This window comes from Kitasatospora sp. NPDC101108, assembly GCF_055584725.1.
In genome coordinates this window covers 49,817-71,826 of the sequence record NZ_JBVJLM010000027.1, presented here as the reverse complement: position 1 = coordinate 71,826, position 22,010 = coordinate 49,817, and the positions used below count along the sequence as shown (strand labels likewise).

Sequence of the window (22,010 nt, the reverse complement as noted above, 5' to 3'; positions counted from 1 at the left end):
CGAGGGGGCGGTCGGAGTGTTCCGCGTTCGGAAAGGGTCACAGTCTGCTTCGGCAGCTACCGTGCCCGGCTTTAGCGAAAGATCACGATCTAGTGAGTAACAATACGGACAAATCGCGCATATGACTGATGCGAGATGCCCTGAAATCGCACAAAATCGATCAGATTCGGCACGGATCGGTCGACTCTGATCAGTTTATTGACGCAGAGCACGACTGAAGTCACACTCCGTCAGTCCTGGGGGTGGCATCGGGCCCGGAGGGGCCGTCCGGCCCGGGCACCACCCGTCAGTGCGACCGCGGGCGTCGCCGCGCCGGCATCGGGACCACCCCACCGAGTGACGTGACCTCGCCCGGGCCCTGCGGGGACGGCGCGGCCGGCGGCAGCCCGGCGCTGATGCAGAGCAGGTCCCCCCAGGCCGCCAGGTGCCGCTCGAACCGGCCGTCGGCCGGCGTCCAGGAGGCCCGGATCTCGATCTCGGTCGAGGACGGGCGGTCCGCCAGACCGCCGAAGTACTGCGAGGCGCAGCGGGTCACCGTGCCGGACGGCTCCGCGTACCCGGCGCCGTGCGCCTGCAGTGCGTCCAGCAGCCAGGCCCAGCCGACCTCGGAGAGCATCGGGTCGCCGGCCATCTCCGGCTCCAGCTCGGCCCGGGTCATGGTGACCACCCGGAACTCCCCGTTCCAGGCCTCCTGCCCGGCCGGGTCGTGCAGCAGCACCAGCCGGCCGTCGGCCAGCTCCTCGCCGTCCACCTCCACGGCGGCGGTCAACGCGAACGCGTACGGGGCGAGCCGGCGCGGGGCCGGCGAGGGGGAGAGCTGGAGCTCCGGCCGTAGCCGCGCCCCTTCGAGGGCCTCCACGGCGGCCCGGAACTCGCTCGGCGCCCCCTCCCGACCCGTTCCGCCACCTGTTCCGCCACCCTGTGCGGGGTGCCCGCCGACCGCTGCCATGACCCGAAGACTAGGTCGAAAACCCGGGTTATCGCCGCAACTTCCGTCCGAGCGGCGTGCCGGAACGGCAAACCCGGCCAGATCTTGGAGGAACCGACGAGACCGCCCGGGGAGGCGGGACTTCGGCGCATGCGAAGATTTGACCCGTGAGCGAGACTACGGCAGACCCGACGGCGGCCACCCTCGACGGCCGATCCACCCCCGCGCGCCGCGGCGCCGCGCACGACTCCGCGTTCCTGCGCGCCTGCCGGCGGGAGCCGGTGCCGCACACCCCGGTGTGGTTCATGCGCCAGGCGGGTCGCTCGCTGCCCGAGTACCTGAAGGTCCGCGAGGGCATCCCCATGCTGGAGTCCTGCATGCGGCCCGAGCTGGTCAAGGAGATCACCCTGCAGCCGGTGCGCCGGCACAAGGTCGACGCGGCGATCTTCTTCAGCGACATCGTGGTGCCGCTCAAAGCCGTCGGCGTCGACGTGGACATCAAGGCCGGCGTCGGCCCGGTCATCGCCGATCCGATCCGGACCTTCGAGGACCTCAAGCGGCTGCGGCCGCTGGAGCCCGACGACGTCCCCTACATCACCGAGGCCGTCGGCCTGCTGGTGGACGAGCTCGGCGGGACCCCGCTGATCGGCTTCGCCGGTGCGCCGTACACGCTGGCCAGCTACCTGGTCGAGGGCGGGCCGTCCAAGAACCACGAGAACACCAAGGCCATGATGTACGGGCAGCCCGAGCTGTGGGCCGCCCTGGTGGACCGGCTGGCGGACATCACCTCCGCCTTCCTGAAGGTGCAGATCGAGGCGGGCGCCTCCGCGGTCCAGCTGTTCGACTCCTGGGTCGGCTCGCTCGCGCCCGACGACTACCGCCGCTCGGTCATGCCGGCCAGTGCCAAGGTCTTCGAGTCCGTCGCCTCCTACGGGGTGCCGCGGATCCACTTCGGCGTCGGCACCGGCGAGCTGCTCGGACTGATGGGCCAGGCCGGCGCGGACATCGTCGGCGTCGACTGGCGGGTGCCGCTGAACGTCGCCGCCGAGCGGGTCGGCCCCGGCAAGGGCCTGCAGGGCAACCTCGACCCGGCGGTGCTGTTCGCCCCCACCAAGGTCGTGGAGACCAAGGCCCGCGAGGTGCTGCACGCCGCCCAGGCGCTCGGCACCAGCGGCCACATCTTCAACCTCGGGCACGGCGTGATGCCGTCGATGGACCCGGACGCGCTCAGCCGCCTGGTCGCCTTCGTGCACGAGACCAGCGCGCGCTGACCTCCACGCGCTGACCTCCACGCGCCGACGCCCCGCGGTGGCGGGCCCCCGGGAGCCGGGGGCCGCCACCGCCGGTCGGGTCAGTCCCCGTCGCCGGGGCCGGCCTCACCGGCGCCGTCGAGGGCGTCGGGGGTGCCGGGCACGCCGGGGTGCGAACGGGTCCGGCGCCAGTACCGGTAGACCAGCGCCGCCGGGACGCCCAGCACCAGCAGGAACGGCGCCAACGCGGCCAGCGCCACCGCCAGCGCCCGCGCAATCGTCAGCAGAACGTGCCAGCCGCCGCCGAGCGCGGAACCGACCGAATCGCCGAAGCCCTGCTCCTCCTTCGGCGCCGCGGTCGGCGCGGGCGCCACGGCGTCGCGGCGGACGTCCAGGGTCACGGTGGAGTACGAAGTCCGGGCGGCCAGCTCCTTCTGCTGCTTCTGCAGCGACTCCAGGTCCGCCTCGCGGCGGCTCAACTCGCCCTCCAGCGAGGTGATGTCGCTCAGCGTCTTGGCCTCCGCCATCAGCGCCCGCACCCGGTCCACGCTCGCCTGCTGGGTCTGCACCCGGCTCGCCACGTCCGCGACCTGCTGGGTCAGGTCCTCCGCCTGGCTCCTGCGGGACACCACCTCGCCCAGGGCGGCCAGCTGGTCCAGGGTCTGCTGGTAGGCGCCGGACGGGATCCTGAGCGTCAGCTGGCCGGACTCGTCCGTGCCGCTGCCGCTGACCGACTCGCCGCCCACGTAGCCGCCCGAGGTGGTGGTCAAGTCCCGGGCCTTGGTCAGCACTTGTGGAACGTCCTTGGTGCGCAGGGTGAGCTGCGCGGTGTACGAGATCAACCGGGTGTCGGCGGCCGGGGTCACCCCGGCCGCCGCCGGGGCGCCGGAGGGGTGGGCGTTCGCCGGAGCCGGCGCGGCCGCCCCGCCGCCCTCAGCGGCCTGCTTCGCCGGTGCCCCGGCCGAGTCGTTCCTCGCCGAATCCCCCGATCCGCCCGCGCTGCAACCCCCGACCAGCAGCACCGCCGCAGCCACCGCCGCCCCCAGCGCTCCGGCCTTCGCCTGTCGTCCCATTCCCGGGCCCCTCCCCAAGTCCATTGGCATTCCTCACCATTGGACGGGAGAGCCGGTCGCGCGGACCAGCCCGGGCGATCGCGAGTCCATCACAGCTCGGCGGCGGGACGGCCACGAACTCAGCCCTCATCGGCGGTGACCTCGATCCCCGCCCGTCGCAACAGCGCCGCCGTCACACCGTCCCCGGGCCGCAGCTCCCCGGAGAACGTCCCGTCGTACACCTGCCCGCACCCGCAGGACGGGCTGCGCGCCATCAGCACGGCCCGCCGCGCCCCCGCCTCCTCCGCCGCCGCCAGCGCCGCCCGGGCCCCGGCCAGGAACTCCGCGGTGCAGTCCGTCCCGGTCGAGTCCACCACCCGCGCCCGCCCGTCCAGCACGTCCGCCCCGTCCCCGCCCACGATCTCCGCCGCCGGCCGCGGCGTCGGCAACCCGCCCGCCCCCTCCGGACAGACCACGACCGCCCGCCCCTCCGCCACCAGCCGAACGGCCTCGACGGACCTCTTCGCCCGCCCGTCGTACCGGCAGGGCACCCCGGCCAGACAGGCACTCACCATGATCGGTTCCATGCGCCCGAGCCTACGACGGCGGCCTCAAGCCTCCAGGAGCTGTTCGCGGTACACGCGGAACTCGCTTCGCCCGCAGACGGTTTCGAGGTGGTGCGGCCGCCAGGTCGACACCGTGACCACGTCGTCGTCGCCCGTGTCCAGCACCGCGCAGTCGATCTCGACCGGCACCGGGCAGGGAGAGTCCGCGTCGAGCCGGACGGTCGCCCGAACACCGCCGTTTTGTCGATCACCGACCTGCGTGCAGCGGATTGAGGGTTCCGTGTAAAGACCTGCGAGACTGCGAAGCATGTCGGATGCACAGGTCGTCGTCGTCGGTGGTGGGATCGCGGGGCTGGCTGCGGCCGCCTTCCTGAGCGGGGCGGCCGGGGGCACGGCGCGGGCACGGGTGACGGTGCTGGAGGCGTCCGGGCGGGTCGGCGGGAAGCTCTGGGGCGGGGAGGTCGGCGGGGTCCGGGTGGACCTCGGGGCCGAGTCGGTGCTGGCGCGGCGGCCGGAGGCCGTGGAGCTGGCGCGGGCGGTCGGGCTGGGGGAGCAGCTGGAGCCGCCGACCACCGCGAAGGCGGCGATCTGGACCCGCGGCGCGCTGCGGCCGCTGCCCGGCGGGCAGGTGATGGGCGTCCCCGGTGACCTGGAGGCGCTGGCCGCCTCCGGGGTGCTCACCGCCGAGGGCCTGGAGCGGGCCCGCGACGAGCGGACCACCGAGGTCGGGGCGGACGTCGCGATCGGCCGCTACGTCGCCGACCGGCTGGGCCGGGAGGTGGTGGACCGGCTGGTCGAGCCGCTGCTGGGCGGCGTCTACGCCGGGCGCGCCGACGAGATCTCGCTGCGCGCCGCCGTGCCGCAGCTGCTGCCGATCGCCCGCGGCGGCGGCTCGCTGGTCGAGGGCGTGCACGAGCTGGCCTCCCGGCCGCAGGTGGTCGGCACCCCGGTGTTCCAGGGCCTGCGCGGCGGCCTGGGCACCCTGCCGGAGGCGGTCGCCGCGGCCTGCGTCGCGGCGGGCGTGGACCTGCGCACCGACACCCCGGTGGAGGAGCTGCGCCGCACCCCCGAGGGCTGGCGGGTGGTGGCCGGCGGCGAGGTGCTGACCGCGGACGCCGTGGTGCTGGCCGTCCCGGCGCCGGCCGCGGCCCGGCTGCTGCGCGCGGACGCCCCGGCGGCGGCCGTCGAGCTGGACACCGTCGAGTACGCGGGCATGGCGCTGGTGACCCTGGCGTTCCGCCGGGCCGACCTGCCCGAGCCGCCCGCCGGCAGCGGCTTCCTGGTGCCGCCGGTGGACGGCCGCCGGATCAAGGCCTCGACCTTCTCCACCAACAAGTGGGGCTGGCTGGAGCGCTCCGCCCCGGACGCCTTCCTGCTGCGCACCTCGCTGGGCCGCCACCGCGAGGACGAGGTGCTGGAACTGCCGGACGAGGAGCTGGTGGCCCGCTCGCTGGCGGACCTGGAGGAGGCCATCGGCCTGACCGCCCGGCCGTACGACACCTTCGTGTCGCGCTTCACGGCCGGCCTGCCGCAGTACCCGGTGGGCCACCTGGACCGGGTCGCCCGGGTGCGGGCGGCGGCGGAGGCGGTGGGGGCGCTGGCGCTGTGCGGCGCCGCGTACGACGGGGTGGGGATCCCGGCCTGCATCGCCTCGGCGGCCGCCGCGGCGGCGGCCATCGACAAACTGTTGACCCCGGCGACCGGGGAAGGTTCCACGGAGAGGACAATGGGCGCATGACTGAGAGCGTTGAGCGGGAGCCGGAGCAGCAGCCCGAGAAGAAGAAGGCGCGCGACCTGAACCAGGTCATCCGCTACACGATGTGGTCGGTGTTCAAGCTCAAGGGCGCCCTGCCCGAGGACCGCACCGGCCTCGCCGCCGAGGTGGACGAGCTGTTCGCCCAGCTCGCCGCCAAGGACGTGACGGTGCGCGGCACGTACGACGTGTCCGGGCTGCGCGCGGACGCCGACATCCTGGTCTGGTGGCACGCCGAGGACTCGGACGACCTCCAGGAGGCGTACAACCGCTTCCGCCGCACCGGCCTCGGCCGCCAGCTGGAGCCGGTCTGGTCGAACATGGCCCTGCACCGCCCGGCCGAGTTCAACAAGTCGCACATCCCGGCGTTCCTCGCCGACGAGCGCGCGCGCGACTACGTTTGCGTGTACCCGTTCGTCCGCTCGTACGACTGGTACCTGCTGCCCGACGAGGACCGGCGCTCGATGCTCGCCGAGCACGGCATGCAGGCCCGCGGCTACCCGGACGTGCGGGCCAACACGGTGGCCTCCTTCGCGCTCGGCGACTACGAGTGGCTGCTCGCCTTCGAGGCGGACGAGCTGCACCGCATCGTCGACCTGATGCGCGACCTGCGGGCCTCCCGGGCCCGGATGCACGTCCGCGAGGAGGTGCCGTTCTTCACCGGCCGCCGCAAGCCGGTGAGCGAGCTGCTGAACGGCCTGGTCTGACCCCACCCGCGCCGTACGGAGGCCGGTTCCCCCCGCTCGGCAGCGGGGGGAACCGGCCTCCGGTGGTTCCGGGGAGTTCAGCCCCGGTGGGGGCGCAGGGCGGCGCGCAGACGGGCGTCGGGGAGGACGGCGAGGCCGTTCATGGCGACGGCGGTGAGCAGTTCGCGCTCCTCGTCGTCGGCGAGGCCGTGCTGACGGGCCGGGCGGACCTCGCGCAGCACCTCCTGGCCGATCGGGGAGGCCCAGCGGGTGTAGGGGTAGACGTCGACCCGGGCCATCAGCAGGGTGCCCGCGGTGAGCACCAGCGGCAGCGAGAACCAGGCGAGCGGGGCGACGGTGTCACCGCCGGTGAAGCCGCTGACGGCCAGCGAGGCGGCGAGCAGCACCAGGGTCAGCAGCATCGCGTGCCGGACCTGGCGGACCACCACCACGGTGTTGCGCTGGACCAGGGCCGGGGTGGCCAGGCCGGCCAGCGCCAGCCGGGCGCCGATCTCCAGCACGGTGGGGTGCTCGGCCATCGCCCGGCGCAGCTCGTCCGTACGGCACTGGCCGTCGGGGCCGACGGTGGCCACGACGGCGCGCTCCAGACGGCTGCGCCCCTTGGGGTCGACCACGGTGGTCCAGCCGGTGTGCGCGAGGTGCAGCCGGCCGCGGCCGGCCATCAGGACGAGGGCGAGTTCCACCACCCGGTCCGGACCGCCGGCCAGGTAGGCCGTCTCGTAGAGCCCGATGCCGACGGCCTCCGGCGGGCGCAGCCGATCCTGGTCGGCGAGGGCGTCGGCGGTGGCGGTCATCCGCACCAGCCGGAGGCAGGAGAACACCGCCGCGACACAGGCCGGTATCAGGAACAGCAACCACATGGGCTTGTTGTATGCCTGGGGCCGTCGTGCGGGGAACGGCTTCCCGGCCCGCGATACCGAACTGTGACGTCAAGAACCGCCACCGCAGCTGCTCCCGCAGCTCGAACCGCAGCTGGACGAGGAGCCGCAGCTGGAGGAGGAGCCGCAGCTGCTGGAGTGCGAGGAGCCGCACGAGGAGTGGTGCGAGGACCCGCAGGAGTGGTGGTGGGTGGAGCCGGAGTCGACGGCGCCGCAGGAGTAGCCGCCCGACGAGGACGAGGAGGACGACGAGGACGAGGAGGAGAAGAAGGACGAGGACGCCTGGGCCTGTCGCACCGCCTCCTCCTCGGCCGCCGCGGCCAGCATCGCGGCCTCCAGCTCCTGGTTGTCCAGCGCCGCCGCGGCCAGTCCGCCGAGCGCGACCGCGCCCAGCATCGCGCCGCCCGTCAGCCGGGGCGAGACGCCCGAGCTGGGCGTCCACGGGGTGCTGCCCCGCATCAGGCCGAGCTGGCGCTGCCCGGCGGGGGTGATCCGGCCCTTGGCCGGGCGGGTGACGGCCAGGGTGACGGCGCCGAGGAGCAGCAGGAAGCCCGGGATCAAGAGGTCCGGGTGCTCGTAGAGGGCCTCGTTGTCGTCGAGCAGCAGGGCGAGCACGGTGAAGACCACGACGTCGAGCATCGCGAGCCAGAGCAGCCGGCGGGCGGTGCGGGCCCGCTGCAGCCGCTCGGGGCGCCGCATCAGGCCGCGGTCGGCGAGCCGGTCGCCGATCTCCTCGACGGCGGCGGAGCGCATCACCATCCGGCGCAGGGCGCCGAGTTCCCGGCTGCCGGTGGCGCCGACGGCGTCGTGGACCGCCTGGTCGACGGCGTCGTACGGCCTGGCACCGGTGAGGGTGACCAGTCCCGCGCGGTTGATCACGATCTGCTCGGCGAGGTGCATCCGGACCAGCGCGGTGTCGACGACCCGGGCGGGGCCGCCGGCCAGGAAGGCGGTGTCCAGCAGCGGCAGTCCGCGGCCGGGCAGGCCCATCGGGTGCGGAACGTGCCGGACCCGCTGGTGGGTCTGGGCCGCGTACAGGCCGGCCGCGGCCAGCAGGACGGCGGGGACGATGAAGTAGCTGTTGTGCCACATGGGTGGTTCCCCCGAGGTGTGGATTCGGTCAGCGGCCGCGCAGGGCCCGGCGCAGGCGGGCGAGCGGCCCGGGTGGCCGTTCGGCCTGCTCGGCCTGCTCGGCCCGTTCGGCCTGTTCCGGCGCCTGCCGGAGCCACTGCTCCAGGGCGCGGCGGTGGTCGGCGGCGACTGTGCCGCCGTCGGTGAGCACCCACGCGGCGAAGGCCCGGGCGTCGGCGCGGTAGCCGCCGGTCTGCGGGTGGGTGCGGGCGTAGTCGAGGAAGAGCGGCCCGTACCGCGCCCCGAGCAGGCGGGGCAGGGCGGGGACGACCTTCGCGGTGGTGTCGCGCCGCTTGGCGGCGAGGCCGGTGGACTGGGCGCGGACCTGGTCCGGGTCGAAGCCCGGCGGGACGGGCCCGCCGGCCACCAGGGCGGCCAACAGTTCCTCCTGCTGCCGGGCCAGGCGCTCCCGGGCGATGCCGGTGGTGCGCTCGCCGTGGTCCAGCTCGTTCATCGCGGGGTGCTCCCCTCCAGCACCCGGCGGATGGCGTCCAGTTCACCGGCCAGTTCGGAGGGCGGCGGGAAGTTGGCGTCCCGTTCCAGCAGGACGCCGGGCGGTGCGACCCGCGCGCAGAGTTCGGCCAGGACCTCCAGCACCGGTTCGGTGACGGGGTGGGCGTGGGTGTCGTGCCACACGCCGTCGACCAGGGTGCCGCCGGCGACGTGCACGTAGGCGAGCGCCTCCAGTGGCAGGTGGTCGAGTTCGGCCGCCGGGTCGATGCCGAGGTTGACCCGGTTGGTGTGCAGGTTGGCGACGTCGATCAGCAGCCGGACGCCGGTCCGCGCGACCAGTTCGGCGAGGAACTCGCCCTCGGTGAACTCGTTCTCGGGCCAGGAGAGTTGGGCGGCGATGTTCTCCAGGGCGAGCGGCACCGGAAGCTGGTCCTGGGCGATCCTGACGTTCTCGGCGATCACCCGCAGCGAGTCCCGGGTACGGGGGACGGGCAGCAGGTGCCCGGCCTCCAGGCCGCCGGCCCGGACGAAGGCCAGGTGCTCGGTGACCAGCGGGGAGCCGAGCGCGAGCGCCGTCTCGGCGAGCGTGCCGAGCCGCTCGGGATCGGGCAGCCCGGCGCCGCCGAGGCCGAGGCCGACGCCGTGCGGGACGACGGTGACGCCGCGCTCGCGCAGCACGGTGAGCGAGGTGGGCAGGTGGTCGGGGCAGACGTTCTCGGCGACCACCTCGACCCAGTCCAGGCCGGGTTGGCGCTCGACCACGGTGTCGATCTCGCTGCGCCAGCCGAGGCCGACGCCGAGCGCCGTTCCGGTTCCGGACGAGGTTCCGGTTCCTGACCCGGTTCCGGCCCCGGGGCGGGGCGTGGAGGCAGGGGAAGTCATCGGTTTCGCCCCCTTCGGAGGCTGGGTGGGGAGGCCGTCGGGCGGTGCGGGCGTCGTCGCCAGGACCGCGCGGCCGTGGTGCTGAGGATGTCCCCGGGCGGGGTCGCTGCCAAGCCTCAGCCGGTCTTCTCAGAGCATTATTTGAGCTTGCCGATCCTGGTGGTCGGGTGCTGCGGGCCTCGACCGGGACGATCTCCCCAGCCGGGGCGCCGGGTGGGGGCGGAGAAAATCGGAGGCGGTCGGCCGACGGCGGTGGATAGCGTGGGAATCCATGACGACGACTGCACTGACGATCCGTGACTTCCGGCCCGAGGACGCCGAGGCGGTGGCGGCCGCCCACCGGGCCGGGCGCGAGCACCTGGTGATGACCGCCGAGGCCCTGCTCTGGCTGAACGCCCGGCAGGACTCCGCCCAGCACTTCCGCACCTTCGTCGCCGAGTCGGACGGCCGGGTGGTCGGCGGGGTGCGCTGCGGGGTGGTGCTCGGGACGTCGACCGCCGGCGTCGGCTACGCCAACGGCAGCGTGCTGCCCGGTTTCCGGCGGCGCGGCGCGGCCACCGCCCTGCTGGCCGCGGCCGAACGGCACCTGATCGGCCACGGGGTGACGGAACTGCACACCTGGCTGGACGACGAGCCCGCCTCGCTGGCCTTCGGCGCCGCCCGGGGCTACGAGATCGGGCGCAGCGCGCAGTTCGGCGGCCGGGACCTCACGCTGCCGCTGCCGCAGGCGCCCGTCCGGCCGGCCGGCGTCGAGCTGCGCCCGGCCACCGACTGGGCGGACGATCCGCGCCCGCTGTTCCTGGTGGAGGCGGACGCGATCCGGGACGAGCCCGGCGAGTTCGAGATGGACGCCCTGGAGTACGAGGAGTGGCTCAAGGACGACTGGGCCCGGCCGGACCTGGACCTGGGGCTGACGGTGGTGGCCGTGGTGGACGGCGAGCCGGCCGCCTTCACCATGGTGCAGACCGACGGGGTGGACCGCTACTGGTCCGCGTTCACCGCCTGCCGCCGGGAGTTCCGCGGCCGCGGCCTGGCCCGGCTGGCCAAGCTGGAGTCGCTGCGGCTCGCCGCGGCGGCCGGCTACCGGCGGGCGTACACCAGCAACGACACCACCAACGCGCCGATGCTGGCCGTCAACTCCTGGCTCGGTTACGAGCGCTGCGCGGGGGAGCGCAAGGGGATCAAGCGGCTCGGGTGACCGTCCGTGCGGAGATCGCTACGCTCCGAATCGCCGGACGGGGGTATTTTCGGCCACGGGCGGGGACTTAACCAGGGCGCACAGTTCGTGGTCGAGTCTTCCTTCGGGGGATCATATGGAGATCCTGCTCCAGGTGCTGATCGCGTCCGTTCCGGCCGTGATCGGTTTTCTCGCGGCCCGTTCCCTCGCCCGCACCAGACTGTTCCTGCGCTACGGCTTCCTGCGGGCGCTGCTGGCCCCGTACGGCCGGGTGCAGATCGTCATCCCGCGCCTGGAGGTGGCGGAGTTCGCCTTCACCGCGGACGGTTGCCAGCTGACCAGCCGGGGGCCGAAGAACGTGCTGTTCGTGCCGATGGCCGAGGCCAGGGCGATAGCGGAGCTGACCGACCTGCTGCGGAAGGTCAACCGGAAGGCGACGATCGAGCTGGTGGTGGCGGGGGCGCAGGACCCGCGGATGCCGACCTTCTCGATCGGCGGCCCGAGCGTCAACTCCTACTCCGGCGGGGTGCTGGAGGCGGTGTTCCCGGACTTCGCCATCGAGTACCCGGACGAGGCCCGCGCCCGCTGGGGCGGGATGACCTTCGAGGCGCTGTGCGGCCCGGCCGGGGAGCTGATCCGCGACCACGGCTTCATCTTCGTCACCCGTACGCCCCGGCACGCGCCCTGCGTGGTGCTCTGCGGGGTGTTCGCCTTCGGCTCGGCGATGGCGGTGGAGGCGCTGACCTCGGCGAACCGGGGTTCTTCGCTGGCGGCGCTGTTCCGCTCGGGGGAGAAAGGATTCGTCGCGGTGGAGGGTCGGGTGATCGGGCTGGACACCGTGGACGTCACGGTCGAGGTCTGCCGGGTGCTGCCCGCGCCGCGGTCCGACGTCCCGTCCGGGTTCCGGGGTGAGGTGGCCACCGGCCGTCCCGAGCTCTGAGACGGTTGGCCTCGACCACGCAGTACGAATCGGGGCAGGGTGGGAGATAACGGGGCATGAACTCCGGCCGTCCGCCCCGGTTTTGCCCCATCCCTGACACAACATGGGCATAATCGCGCGCATGACGATCAACCGTGCGAACGTGAGCGCGATTGCCGAGGACCTGTACGTGTGGCTCCCGCCGAAGCGGGGTTGGGGCCTCGCGAACTGCGGCCTGCTGGCCTCGGAGACCACCGCGCTCTGGATCGACACCCCGTACGACCCCTCGATGGCCGGGGAGTTCCTGGCCGCCAGCCGGCGCCTGCTGCCCACCGGGGTCGACATCGACCGGGTGGTCGTCACCCACGCCAACGGCGACCACCTGTGGGGTGCCGGGGTGCTCCCCGACGCCGAGGTGATCGCCACCCGCGAGGCGCTGGAACACATCCACTGGGAGCCCACCCCGCAGCAGCAGCACGCGCTGCTCGCCAACAGCGACCCGGACTCCCCGCTCGGGGGCTACCTCCGCGAGCACTTCGGCCGCTTCGACTGGTCCACCACCGAACCGGTGCACCCCGACACCGTGTTCACCGGCGAGCTGGAGCTGAAGGTCGGCCGCTACCCGGTGCAGATCACCAGCCTGCCCGCCGCCCACACGAGCGGGGACCTCATGGTCCACCTCCCGCACCAGCGCGCGGTGTTCACCGGCGACGTGATCTTCTCCTCCACCCCCGAGCAGCCCGGCGACCACCCGTCGCACTGGGCCGGCCCGCTGGAGAACGTCATCGGCGCCTGCGAGCAGGCGCTGGCCACCGGCGCGGAGATCTTCGTCCCCGGCCACGGCCCGGTGCTCGACCGCGACGGCGTCCGGGAACACATCGGCTACCTGGCGTACGTCCGCGAGCGCGCCCACGCCCTGCACGCCGCCGGGATACCCGCGCTGGACGCCGCCCGGCGGGTGATCGCCGAGCAGCGCCACCCCGAACTCGGCCTGCCCGAGCGGCTGGTGCTCACCGTCGCGGCCGAGTACCGGCACCTGGACGGCTCCGAGCTGCCCGGCGTCCTGGACGCCATGGGCCAGGTCGCCCTGGTGGCCCGCGAACTCGCCGAGGACGCCGACCGCGTCCCGCACCCGCGCTCCGGGCGGAGCTGACACCCGGGCTCCGGGCGGAGCCGACACCCGGGCCGGCCGCCCCGTGGCGGCGGCCCCCGCGGCGGCGGCCGGCACCGCGCGGCGGGGGCCGACCCCGGTGCGCCGCCCGGACCACTGACAGGAACCGAACACCGGGCGCCGGCCCGGCCCAACCAGCGAGAACACCCGAGGACTCCGATGACGCAGATCGCGCTGATCGCCCTGGCGCTGGTCGCCGCCGCGGCCACGGTCGTGCTCGCCCTCGGCCGGGCCAGGGCCGTCGCCCGGGCGACGGCCGCCGAGGCCGCCCTCGGTCGCGGCGAGCAGCAGGCCCGCGCCGTGGAGGCCCGACTCGCCCTGGCCGAACAGGCATCGGCCGAGGCCCGGGAATACGCCCGGCAGTCCGCCGAGCAGACCCGACGGGCCGAGGAGCGCACCCGGGAGGCCCGCCGGGCCGTCGGTGACGCCGAGCAGCAGGGCGAGGCGGCGAACGCCCGGGCCGCCGAGGCGGAGGCCCGCGCGGCCGAAGCGAACGCCCGGGCCGCCGAGGCGACCGACCTGGCCGAGGCGGCGACTGCCCGCGCCGAGGAGGCCGAGGCCCGGCTCGCCGCCGCCGAGCGGCACGTCACCGCGCTGCTCGCCGAGATCGGCCACCTCGCCCAGGAGCGGGTCGCCGCCACCGCCGTGCGGCTGACCCACGCCAACGCCCCGCTGGTCGGCCCGCTGGACGCGCAGGCCGTCGGCCCCGAGGGCGTCCGGGCGCTGCAGTCCGTCCTGGACGCCACCACCGCCGCCCTCGCCGACGAGCGCGAGCGGGTCGACGCCGCCGCCCGGGCCGCCATGCGCGGCGCCACCTCCCGGATCCAGACCCTGCTGTACCAGATCCAGAGCCTGCTCCAGCAGCTCCAGCACGACAACGACGACCCCCGGCTGCTGGAGGTCGACTTCCGCAACGAGGTCGCGCTGCGCCGGATCCAGACCGTCGCCGTGCTCTGCGAGGCCTGGCCGGGCCTGGCCCGGACCGACTCCCCGCTCGCCGAGGTGGTCGTCGGGGCGCTCTCCCGGGTGCCCGGTTACGCCCGGATCAAGGTCGCCAACCACCTGCGCGAGCAGCGGTTGGCCGTCGTCGCCCGGGCCGCCGAGCCGATCGCCATCGCCATCGCCGAACTGCTCGCCAACGCCACCGCATACTCCCACCCGGAGACGGACGTCCCGGTCACCGTCCAGCAGGGCGGCCGCGGCGCGCTGGTGATCATCGACGACAGCGGCATCGGCATGGACGAGGACCAGCTGCGCCGGGCCCGCCGACTGCTGGCCGGCCCGCCGGACGTGCTGCTCACCGAGCTCGGCAACCCGCCCAAGACCGGCTTCGCGGTGGTCGGCAAGCTGGCCCGCCAGTACGGCTTCGCCTGCCACATCGAGCCCTCGCCCTACGGCGGCATGCGGACCATCCTGCGCATCCCGGCCGCACTGGTGACGGTGGTGGACGACGAGCAGCAGCTGTCGGTGCTCACCCCGCTGCCGCTGCGGGCCGGCACCGGCCCGGCGCAGGCGCCCGCCGTCGCGGCCGTCCCGCCGATGCGCGACGCCGACGAGCAGGACGGGCCGCTGCTCGCCGACCGCCACCACCAGCCCGGCCCGCCCCCGGCGGCGGCCATCCACGTCGTGCCCGACCCGGACGCGGGCGCCGTCCAGGGCGGGGACGGCAGCGGACTGCCCAGCCGGCGCCGCCGCCGTCCGCTCACGGCCGAGGAGCCGGGGTCCGGCGCGGGCACGGGCGTGGGCGCGGAGGCGGGACCGGGGAGCACTCCGGGGAAGCAGCCCGCGCCGTACGTCCGCAGCCCCGAGCAGGCCGCCGCCCACTGGCAGGCGCTGCAACGGGGCACCGACTCCGGCCGGGCAGCCGCGGCGCAGGCCGTCGACGCGCGGGCCACCGGCACCGACGAGAGCGTCAGCACCGGCGACAACACCGCCGGCCGCGAGACCGGTGAGCACATCACCGGACCGACCTTAGAAGGAGCCGAGCAGTGAGCAGCTCGCCCAGCCCGACCGCCACCGACGAGATCTCCTGGGTGCTGAACCCGCTGCTGGAGCTGCCGGGGGTGCTGCACGCGGTGGTCGCCACCGGTGACGGCCTCGTCGAGGGCGCCTCCGACGGCCTCGGCCGGGCCTCCGCCGAGCGGGTCGCCGCGATGACGGCCACCGTGCACGCCGCGGCCCGCGCCTTCACGACCGCGTTCACCGACACCGAGCGGCCGCGGCTGGCCCAGACGGTGGTGGAGTCCGACCTCGGCTACGCGATCGTCGTCCCCGCCGGGGAGAACACCTCGCTCGCCGTGTTCACCGCGCCGGACGCCCAACTCGGCAACGTGGCCTACCAGATGCAGCTCCAGGTCGCCGCGCTGGGCCGCGCGCTCGCCAGCCCCTCCCGGCAGCAGGCCGGCGGGGTGCCGGCCGCCGGGGCGCGGAGCGCCGGAGCCCCGGGCGCCACCCCCGGGTCATGACCGCCGTCCCCCGCAGGCGGATGGTGCCCGCCTACCTCGCCACCGGCGGGCGCAGCCGCCCCGGCACCGAAGGCTTCGAGCGGCTGACCGTCCTGTTCGCGGACCGGGCCGACCGCGCCGAACCGCCGACCGAACTCGAACCCGAACACCGTCGGCTCTGGGAACTGCTGCGCCCCGGCGCACTGACCGTGGTGGAGGCCGCCGCGCACCTGCGCCTGCCGGTCAGCGCCACCGTCTTCCTCGCGGCCGACCTGGTCGAGGCGGGCTGCCTGCACGCCCGCGCACCGATCCCGCGCGCCCAGCAGACCGACCGCTCCATCGTCGAGAGGCTCCTCGTTGGACTCCGTGCCCTCCGGTAGCCCGGATGACCTGCCTGGCCGACCTGACTGGCCGAATGACCGGCCCAGCCGGGTCGGCTACCTGCCCGACCGGGACCAGACGCTGATGAAACTGCTGGTCGCCGGCCCGTTCGGGGTCGGCAAGACCACCCTCATCCGCACCCTCTCCGAGATCGCCACCCTGCACACCGAGGAGGCGATGACCGAGACCGGACGGCCGGTGGACGACCTGGCCGGACTGCCGGAGAAGTCCACCACCACCGTCGCGGTGGACTTCGGGCGGCTCACCCTGCCCGGCAACACGGTGCTCTACATGTTCGGCACCCCCGGCCAGCGCCGCTTCTTCCCGCTCTGGCAGGACATCGCCCGCGGTGCTCTGGGCGCCCTGGTGCTCGCCGACACCCGCCGGCTGGCCGACTCCTTCGAGATCATGGACATGGTCGAGGAGCAGGGCCTGCCGTACGCCGTCGCCGTCAACCGCTTCCCGGACTCCCCGGACCACCCGACCGAGGTGCTGCGCGCCCACCTGGACCTGCACGCCGCGACCCCGCTGCTGCTGTGCGACGCGCGCGAGCGCGGGAGCAGCCTCGACGCGCTGATCGCCCTGGCCGAGCACGTCCTCGACACCCTGCCCGCCGCCTCCACCGACCTCCGGGAGCGCCCGTGACCGTCGAGACCCGACCGACCCCGATCTACGGCCCGGTCTTCGCCGCCGACCCGCAACTGGTGTACGAGCGGCTGCGCCGCCACGGCGCGGTCGCCCCGGTGGAGATCGCCCCCGGCGTCGAGGCCCTGCTGGTCACCGACTACCAGGCCGCCCTGGACCTGCTGCGCGACACCGACACCTTCTCCAAGGACTCCCGCGCCTGGCAGGCGACCGTCCCGCCGGACTCCCCGCTGCTGCCGGTGCTCGGCTACCGCCCCACCGCCCTGTTCAGCGACGGCGCGACGCACGCCCGCTACCGCGCGGTGATCACCGACGGCCTCGCCCTGTTCGAACCGCACCGGCTGCAGCGCCAGGTCGCCGACGCCGCCCACCAGCTGATCGACCGCTTCGCCACCGCCGGCCACGCCGATCTGATCGCCGAGTACGCCCGCCAGCTGCCCGCCTTCGTGCTCACCACCTGGTTCGGCGTGCCCGAGGAGCAGCACGCCGAGGTGGTGGCCGCGATCACCGGCCTGATCGAGTCCACCGCCCGGGCCGGCGCCGCGTACGGCGAACTCGTCGCGGTGGTCACCGCGATGGTCGCCGAGCGCCGCGAGCGCCCCCGGCACGACCTCGCCTCCTGGTTCGTCACCCACCCGGTCGGGCTGGACGACGACGAGGTGATCCGGCAGATCACCCTGACCCTGATCGCCGGGCACGAGCCGACCACCAACCTGATCGGCAACGCGCTGCTGCGCCTGCTCACCGACGCCCGTTACGCCGGCTCGCTGTTCGGCGGCGCGATGACCGCCCACCAGGCGATCGACGAGGTGCTGTGGCACGAGCCGCCGATGGCCAACCTCTCGGCCCACTACCCGCGCTACGACGTCACCTTCCACGGCCGCGAGATCAAGGCGGGCTCCCTGGTGCTGGTCTCGTACGCGGCCGCCAACTCCCAGGCCGCGCCGCCCACCGACGGCGGCGAACTGCGCAGCGGCGAGAGCGCCCACCTGGCCTGGGCGGCCGGCCCGCACGCCTGCCCCGCCCGGGACCCGGCCCTGCTGATCGCCATCACCGCCATCGAACAGCTCACCAGCCGCCTCAGCGACCTCGAACTGGCTACCCCGGCAGGGGAGTTGCTCTGGCGCCCCGGCCCGTTCCACCGCGCCCTGGTCCACCTCCCGGTCCGCTTCGCGCCGCTGGCCGAGTAGCCGGACAGCCGGAAGGCCCGGGCGACGAGCCGGTTTCCAGCGATCGTCGTCCGGGCCCTCCGCGGTCCCTGCTACTCGGCCGGCTTCAGCGTCAGCGAGATGCTGTTGATGCAGTAGCGCTGGTCGGTCGGGGTGCCGTAGCCCTCGCCCTCGAAGACGTGCCCCAGGTGTCCGCCGCAGCGGGCGCAGCGCACCTCGACCCGGCGCATGCCGAGCGAGGTGTCCTCGATGTACTCGACCCGGTCCTCGGCCAGCGGCGCGTAGTAGGACGGCCAGCCGCAGTGGCTGTCGAACTTGGTCTCGGAGCTGAACAGCTCCGCCCCGCAGGCGCGGCAGCTGTAGACGCCGACCGTCTTGGTGTCGGTGTACTCGCCGACGAAGGGGCGCTCGGTGCCCGCCTCGCGGAGCACGTGGTACTCCTCGGGGCTGAGCTGGGCGCGCCACTCGGCCTCGGTCTTCTCGATCTCGTAGCTCATCACGACTCCCGCTCGGCGTACGTCAGACCTTGGAGGCAACGTTCGCGAGGTGCTTGAGAATTTCGGGCCCGAGGTTGGTGACGTCGCCCGCGCCCATGGTGAGCAGCAGGTCGCCCGGGCGGGCCAGGCCGGCCAGCAGGGCGGGCGCGGCGGCGAAGTCGTGCTCGGCGGTGACGTCGGCGCCGGCCCGGCGGGCGGCGTCGATGATCAGCTCGCTGGTCACGCCCGGGATCGGGTCCTCGCGGGCCGGGTAGATGTCCAGCACCACGGAGGCGTCGGCCAGCGCCAGCGCCCGGCCCATCTCCTCGGCGAGCTGCTGGGTGCGGCTGAACAGGTGCGGCTGGAAGACCACCAGGACGCGGCCCTCGCCCTCCAGGCCCTCGCGGATGGCCTCCAGGTCGGCGGTCATCTCGGTGGGGTGGTGGGCGTAGGAGTCGATCACCTGGACGCCGGCCGCCTCGCCCTTGAGCTGCAGGCGGCGGCGCACTCCGGTGTAGGCGCCGAGCGCCTTGGCCAGGTCGGCGGCCGGGACGCCCAGCGCGACGCCGGCGGCCAGCGCGGCCACGGCGTTGTGGGCGTAGTGCCGGCCGGGCACCGAGACGGTGAAGGTCAGCTCGGCGCCGTCCAGCAGCACGGTGACCTCGCTGGTCATGCCGCGGGCGACGACCGAGAGGACGCGCAGGTCGGCGTCCTCGGCGGCGCCGACGGTCACCACGTGGAGGCCCTCGCGGCCGGCCACTCGGGAGGTGAGCTCGCGGGCGCCGTCGTGGTCGGCGGAGACGACCAGGGTGCCGCCGGGGGTGATCCGGCCGACGAAGGTCTCGAAGGACTCGTAGATCTCGTCGATCGAGGCGTAGTTGGCGTGGTGGTCCAGCTCCACGTTGAGCACGATCGCCACCTCGGGCGCGTACTTGTGGAAGCTGCGGTCGCTCTCGTCGGCCTCGGCGACGAAGATCTCGCCGGTGCCGTGCTGGGCGTTGGAGCCGGGGGCGTCGAGGTCGCCGCCGATCGCGTAGGACGGGTCGAGGCCCAGCTCGCCGAGGGCGACGGCGAGCATGCTGGTGGTGGTGGTCTTGCCGTGGGTGCCGGCCACCGCCAGCGCCCGGCGGCCGCCCATCAGCGCGGCCAGCGCGTCGGAGCGGTGCACCACCGGGATACCGCGCTCGCGGGCCGAGACCAGCTCGGGGTTGTCGGCGCGGATCGCGCTGGAGACCACGATGCTGCTGGCGCCGTCCGGCACGTGCTCGGCGGCGTGGCCGACGTGCACGGTCGCGCCGAGGGCGCGCAGCGCGAGGACGGTCTCGGACTCCTTGGAGTCGCTGCCGGAGACGCTGGCACCGCGCACTGCGAGGATCTTCGCCAGGCCGGACATCCCGGCGCCGCCGATGCCGATGAAGTGCGGGGCGTGCAGGTCGTGCGCGGCGTCGTTCAAGGCAGGGCTCCGTACGGGCGGGGGCTGGGTGGGCACAGGTGGGTCCTCGCGATGCGCGAACCGTCCTCGCGGCGGACCGCAAGGACGATTCTGCACCACGGGCGCGAGAGGTCAGGAGTCGCTGGCGAACAGCCTCAGCACCGGCACCCCCACCTTGTGCCGGGCCTGGGAGGCCCAGTCGCGGTGGAAGAACTCCTCCACGAAGTGCGGTGAGGTGAGCACCACCACCTCGTCGGCCCGGTGTTCCTCGACCGCCGCGCGCAGCCGGTCCAGCGGCTTCTCCTCGACCAGTTCGCCGATCGCCTCGGCACCGGCCGCGCGCAGGTGGCGCAGGCTGTGCTCCAACGACTCGCTGGCGACGGTCGGGCCGCTCTCGGACTCGTCGTGCTCGTGCACCACCTTGTCGAGGTGGCCGAGGGCGACGTCGTCGAGCGCCCGTAGCAGTTCGTCCTGCTTGCCGCGCGGCTGCATCAGGACGACGAAGGACACCTTCTCGTCGCTGTGGAGCGTCGTGACGAGCTCCACGTCCGCGTCCGAGAGAGCCTTTTCGATCATCAGTACCGTCTTGAACACGTGAGTCCCTTCCAGTGGCCGGCCCCCGGGCCCCGGCATCGCATAACGGGATCACGATCGGGGGGTCACGGGGTCATCCGAACCCAGGTGACGCAGGTAGCGGGTGAAGAGGAATCCTTTCTGCTCGATCAATGAGACCAGCCGCATCCGCTGCACGTCAGGCATTTCCGCACGGTGGAGGATGCGCGGCGCGTCGCCTCCCGTGACCAGCGGGGCCAGCGACAGGCACAGCTCGTCCAGCAGGTCCGCCGCCGCCAGCTGCCCCAGCAGCCGCGGTCCGCCCTCGGTCAGCAGGCGCGTCCAGCCCCGCTCCACCAGGGCCGCCACCCCGGCCCGCAGGTCCACCGAGCCGCGCCCGGCGAGCACCACGTCGGCCACCTCGGCGACCTCCCGGCGACGCTCCTCGGCGGCGTCCTCGACGGTGATCACCACCGTCCTGACCAGCGGCTCCGTGAACAGCGGCGCGCTCAGGTCGAAGTCCAGCGAACGGCTCACGATCGCGATCGCCGGGGCCGGGGACTGCCCCGCCGCCGCCCGTGCGGCGGCGAACTCCCGACGGGCCCGGGCCGGCCGGTAGCCCTCCGCCCGGACCGTCTCGGCGCCCACCAGCACCACGTCCGACAGGGCGCGCAGCACACCGAAGATCCGCTTGTCCGCGTCGCTGGACAGGCCCTCCGACAGGCCGTCGAGCCGTGCACCGCCGTCCAGCCCGGACACCATGTTGGCGCGCAGCCACGGGCGCCCCCGATTCACCTGGTCGGGGTACGCGTAGACGGCGGCGAGCGATTCCAGATCGGACGGATCGGCGACCGGAGCGCCCAGCGGGCTGATCAACTGTTGCATGTCCTCAGTGTTCCACCGAGGGCCGTTCGGAGGCGTTTCGAGGGCGGTCACCGGCAGGCGTACCCTCTACTACCGTGCCCGCAGCCTCCCGCCCCGCCACCGCGACCGATCCGATAGCCGCCGCGAGCCCGGCCGGCGACCCGATCGCGCTCACCGACCGCCGCCCCGTCGTGCCCGCCGAGCGGCTGGTCGCCGAGATGGTCCCGCCGCCCCGGTTCGCCGACGTGAGCTTCGGGACGTACATCCCGGACCCGACCCAGCCCAGCCAGTACGAGGCGGTCCAGGTCCTGGAGCAGTTCGCCGGCACCCTCGGCGGAGGAAACGGTTCTGCGCCCAAGCGCAGCTGGTTCCGCCGCTCCGCCCCCGCGCCCACCGGCCCGGCCGGGGTCTACCTCGACGGCGGCTACGGCGTCGGCAAGACCCACCTGCTCGCCTCGCTCTGGCACGCCGCCCCCGGCCCCAAGGCCTTCGGCACCTTCGTCGAGCTGACCAACCTGGTCGGCGCGCTCGGCTTCCAGCAGGCCGTCCAGACCCTCTCCGGGCACACCCTGCTGTGCATCGACGAGTTCGAGCTCGACGACCCGGGCGACACCGTGCTGGTCTCCACCCTGCTCGGCCGGCTGGTCGAGAACGGCGTCAAGCTGTGCGCCACCTCGAACACCCTGCCGGAGAAGCTCGGCGAGGGCCGCTTCGCCGCCGCCGACTTCCTGCGCGAGATCCAGGGCCTGTCCGCGCACTTCCGCCCGATGCGGATCGACGGCCAGGACTACCGCCACCGCGGCCTGCCCGACGCCCCGCCGCCGTACGCCGACGACACCGTCGAGGCCGTCGCCGCCCGCACCCCCGGCGCCTCCCTGGACGACTTCGACGCCCTCCTCGGCCACCTCTCCGCCGTCCACCCCAGCCGCTACGGCGCGCTGCTCGACGACGTCACCGCCGTCTGCCTGCGCGGCGTGCGCCAGGTCGACGACCAGTCCACCGCGCTGCGCCTGGTCGTCCTCGCCGACCGGATGTACGACCGCGAGCTGCCCATCACCGCCTCCGGCCTGCCCTTCGACCAGGTCTTCCCCGAGGACATGCTGCGCGGCGGCTACCGCAAGAAGTACCTGCGCGCCATATCCCGCCTGGTCGCCCTCGCCCGCGACAGCGCCAAGTAGCG

General features: G+C 74.1%; 22 protein-coding genes and 1 pseudogene. 12 read left to right on the top strand and 11 right to left on the bottom strand.

Annotated elements, in window-relative coordinates; translation table 11 throughout:
- Positions 1–286 precede the first annotated feature (286 nt).
- A complete protein-coding gene (locus ACZ6Z8_RS34850) occupies positions 287–949 on the bottom strand; it encodes a DUF3000 domain-containing protein (protein ID WP_465614013.1) in 663 nt (220 codons plus the stop codon).
- A gap of 146 nt (positions 950–1,095) precedes the next feature.
- Between ACZ6Z8_RS34850 and hemE the strand changes: the two genes are divergently transcribed.
- Positions 1,096–2,199: a uroporphyrinogen decarboxylase gene (hemE, locus tag ACZ6Z8_RS34845; protein WP_465614012.1), complete on the top strand. Its 1,104-nt coding sequence runs from the start codon at positions 1,096–1,098 to the stop codon at positions 2,197–2,199.
- A gap of 80 nt (positions 2,200–2,279) precedes the next feature.
- On the opposite strand, the gene ACZ6Z8_RS34840 is transcribed toward hemE, so the two are convergent.
- The 3 genes from ACZ6Z8_RS34840 to ACZ6Z8_RS34830 all read right to left on the bottom strand — a co-directional run bounded on the left by ACZ6Z8_RS34840 (position 2,280) and on the right by ACZ6Z8_RS34830 (position 3,985).
- A complete protein-coding gene (locus tag ACZ6Z8_RS34840; RefSeq protein ID WP_465614011.1) occupies positions 2,280–3,251 on the bottom strand; it encodes a DUF4349 domain-containing protein in 972 nt (323 codons plus the stop codon).
- 119 nt (positions 3,252–3,370) lie between these two features.
- Positions 3,371–3,817: a 2-thiouracil desulfurase family protein gene (locus ACZ6Z8_RS34835; RefSeq protein ID WP_465614010.1), complete on the bottom strand. Its 447-nt coding sequence runs from the start codon at positions 3,815–3,817 to the stop codon at positions 3,371–3,373.
- Between the two features lie 24 nt (positions 3,818–3,841).
- Entirely contained in the window at positions 3,842–3,985 is a 144-nt protein-coding gene (locus tag ACZ6Z8_RS34830) for a hypothetical protein (RefSeq protein ID WP_465614009.1), read from the bottom strand.
- A gap of 118 nt (positions 3,986–4,103) precedes the next feature.
- Here ACZ6Z8_RS34830 and hemG point away from each other — a divergent pair, with 118 nt between their 5' ends.
- Both hemG and hemQ read left to right on the top strand, forming a co-directional pair.
- Positions 4,104–5,534, top strand: coding sequence for a protoporphyrinogen oxidase (gene hemG, locus ACZ6Z8_RS34825; protein WP_465614008.1), 1,431 nt, complete (start codon positions 4,104–4,106; stop codon positions 5,532–5,534).
- Positions 5,531–6,256 carry a hydrogen peroxide-dependent heme synthase gene (hemQ, locus tag ACZ6Z8_RS34820; RefSeq protein ID WP_402821080.1) on the top strand — a complete coding sequence of 242 codons (726 nt, stop codon included), beginning with the start codon at positions 5,531–5,533 and terminating at the stop codon, positions 6,254–6,256. The genes hemG and hemQ overlap by 4 nt, the downstream gene beginning before the upstream one ends.
- Positions 6,257–6,333: 77 nt before the next feature.
- On the opposite strand, the gene ACZ6Z8_RS34815 is transcribed toward hemQ, so the two are convergent.
- From ACZ6Z8_RS34815 to ACZ6Z8_RS34805, 3 genes and pseudogenes are all read right to left on the bottom strand, one after another.
- Positions 6,334–7,116, bottom strand: a complete 783-nt coding sequence (locus ACZ6Z8_RS34815) for a TIGR04222 domain-containing membrane protein (protein WP_465614007.1) — start codon at positions 7,114–7,116, stop codon at positions 6,334–6,336.
- Between the two features lie 69 nt (positions 7,117–7,185).
- The gene (locus tag ACZ6Z8_RS34810) at positions 7,186–8,226 is read right to left on the bottom strand and encodes a TIGR04222 domain-containing membrane protein (protein ID WP_465614006.1); all 1,041 of its coding nucleotides are present in this window, start codon (positions 8,224–8,226) and stop codon (positions 7,186–7,188) included.
- Positions 8,227–8,254: 28 nt separating this feature from the next.
- Positions 8,255–9,600, bottom strand: a pseudogene (locus ACZ6Z8_RS34805) (MbnB/TglH/ChrH family RiPP precursor modification enzyme).
- A 271-nt stretch (positions 9,601–9,871) separates the two neighbouring features.
- Here ACZ6Z8_RS34805 and ACZ6Z8_RS34800 point away from each other — a divergent pair.
- The 8 genes from ACZ6Z8_RS34800 to ACZ6Z8_RS34765 all read left to right on the top strand — a co-directional run bounded on the left by ACZ6Z8_RS34800 (position 9,872) and on the right by ACZ6Z8_RS34765 (position 17,527).
- On the top strand, positions 9,872–10,798 hold the full coding sequence (locus ACZ6Z8_RS34800; protein ID WP_465614005.1) for a GNAT family N-acetyltransferase: 927 nt from the start codon (positions 9,872–9,874) through the stop codon (positions 10,796–10,798).
- Between the two features lie 115 nt (positions 10,799–10,913).
- Positions 10,914–11,717: a hypothetical protein gene (locus ACZ6Z8_RS34795; protein ID WP_465614004.1), complete on the top strand. Its 804-nt coding sequence runs from the start codon at positions 10,914–10,916 to the stop codon at positions 11,715–11,717.
- A gap of 121 nt (positions 11,718–11,838) precedes the next feature.
- The gene (locus ACZ6Z8_RS34790) at positions 11,839–12,849 is read left to right on the top strand and encodes an MBL fold metallo-hydrolase (RefSeq protein WP_465614003.1); all 1,011 of its coding nucleotides are present in this window, start codon (positions 11,839–11,841) and stop codon (positions 12,847–12,849) included.
- Between the two features lie 177 nt (positions 12,850–13,026).
- A complete protein-coding gene (locus ACZ6Z8_RS34785) occupies positions 13,027–14,859 on the top strand; it encodes an ATP-binding protein (protein ID WP_465614002.1) in 1,833 nt (610 codons plus the stop codon).
- The gene (locus ACZ6Z8_RS34780; RefSeq protein WP_465614001.1) at positions 14,856–15,332 is read left to right on the top strand and encodes a roadblock/LC7 domain-containing protein; all 477 of its coding nucleotides are present in this window, start codon (positions 14,856–14,858) and stop codon (positions 15,330–15,332) included. Before ACZ6Z8_RS34785 ends, ACZ6Z8_RS34780 begins: the two co-directional genes overlap by 4 nt.
- Positions 15,329–15,691: a DUF742 domain-containing protein gene (locus ACZ6Z8_RS34775; RefSeq protein WP_030288251.1), complete on the top strand. Its 363-nt coding sequence runs from the start codon at positions 15,329–15,331 to the stop codon at positions 15,689–15,691. The genes ACZ6Z8_RS34780 and ACZ6Z8_RS34775 overlap by 4 nt, the downstream gene beginning before the upstream one ends.
- An 85-nt stretch (positions 15,692–15,776) precedes the next feature.
- Positions 15,777–16,337, top strand: coding sequence for a GTP-binding protein (locus ACZ6Z8_RS34770; RefSeq protein WP_465614000.1), 561 nt, complete (start codon positions 15,777–15,779; stop codon positions 16,335–16,337).
- Entirely contained in the window at positions 16,334–17,527 is a 1,194-nt protein-coding gene (locus ACZ6Z8_RS34765; protein WP_465613999.1) for a cytochrome P450, read from the top strand. Before ACZ6Z8_RS34770 ends, ACZ6Z8_RS34765 begins: the two co-directional genes overlap by 4 nt.
- A gap of 71 nt (positions 17,528–17,598) precedes the next feature.
- Here ACZ6Z8_RS34765 and msrB read toward each other — a convergent pair whose 3' ends face one another.
- From msrB to ACZ6Z8_RS34745, 4 genes are all read right to left on the bottom strand, one after another.
- Positions 17,599–18,003 carry a peptide-methionine (R)-S-oxide reductase MsrB gene (msrB, locus tag ACZ6Z8_RS34760; RefSeq protein ID WP_402821055.1) on the bottom strand — a complete coding sequence of 135 codons (405 nt, stop codon included), beginning with the start codon at positions 18,001–18,003 and terminating at the stop codon, positions 17,599–17,601.
- Positions 18,004–18,025: 22 nt separating this feature from the next.
- Positions 18,026–19,414: a UDP-N-acetylmuramate--L-alanine ligase gene (murC, locus tag ACZ6Z8_RS34755; RefSeq protein WP_465614024.1), complete on the bottom strand. Its 1,389-nt coding sequence runs from the start codon at positions 19,412–19,414 to the stop codon at positions 18,026–18,028.
- A gap of 132 nt (positions 19,415–19,546) precedes the next feature.
- On the bottom strand, positions 19,547–20,008 hold the full coding sequence (locus tag ACZ6Z8_RS34750) for an indole-3-glycerol phosphate synthase (RefSeq protein WP_465613998.1): 462 nt from the start codon (positions 20,006–20,008) through the stop codon (positions 19,547–19,549).
- Positions 20,009–20,059: 51 nt separating this feature from the next.
- Positions 20,060–20,851 carry a pyrimidine reductase family protein gene (locus tag ACZ6Z8_RS34745; protein ID WP_465613997.1) on the bottom strand — a complete coding sequence of 264 codons (792 nt, stop codon included), beginning with the start codon at positions 20,849–20,851 and terminating at the stop codon, positions 20,060–20,062.
- 74 nt (positions 20,852–20,925) lie between these two features.
- On the opposite strand from ACZ6Z8_RS34745, the gene zapE reads away from it, so the two are divergent.
- Entirely contained in the window at positions 20,926–22,008 is a 1,083-nt protein-coding gene (gene zapE, locus ACZ6Z8_RS34740; protein ID WP_465613996.1) for a cell division protein ZapE, read from the top strand.
- The last annotated feature ends 2 nt before the right edge of the window (positions 22,009–22,010 follow it).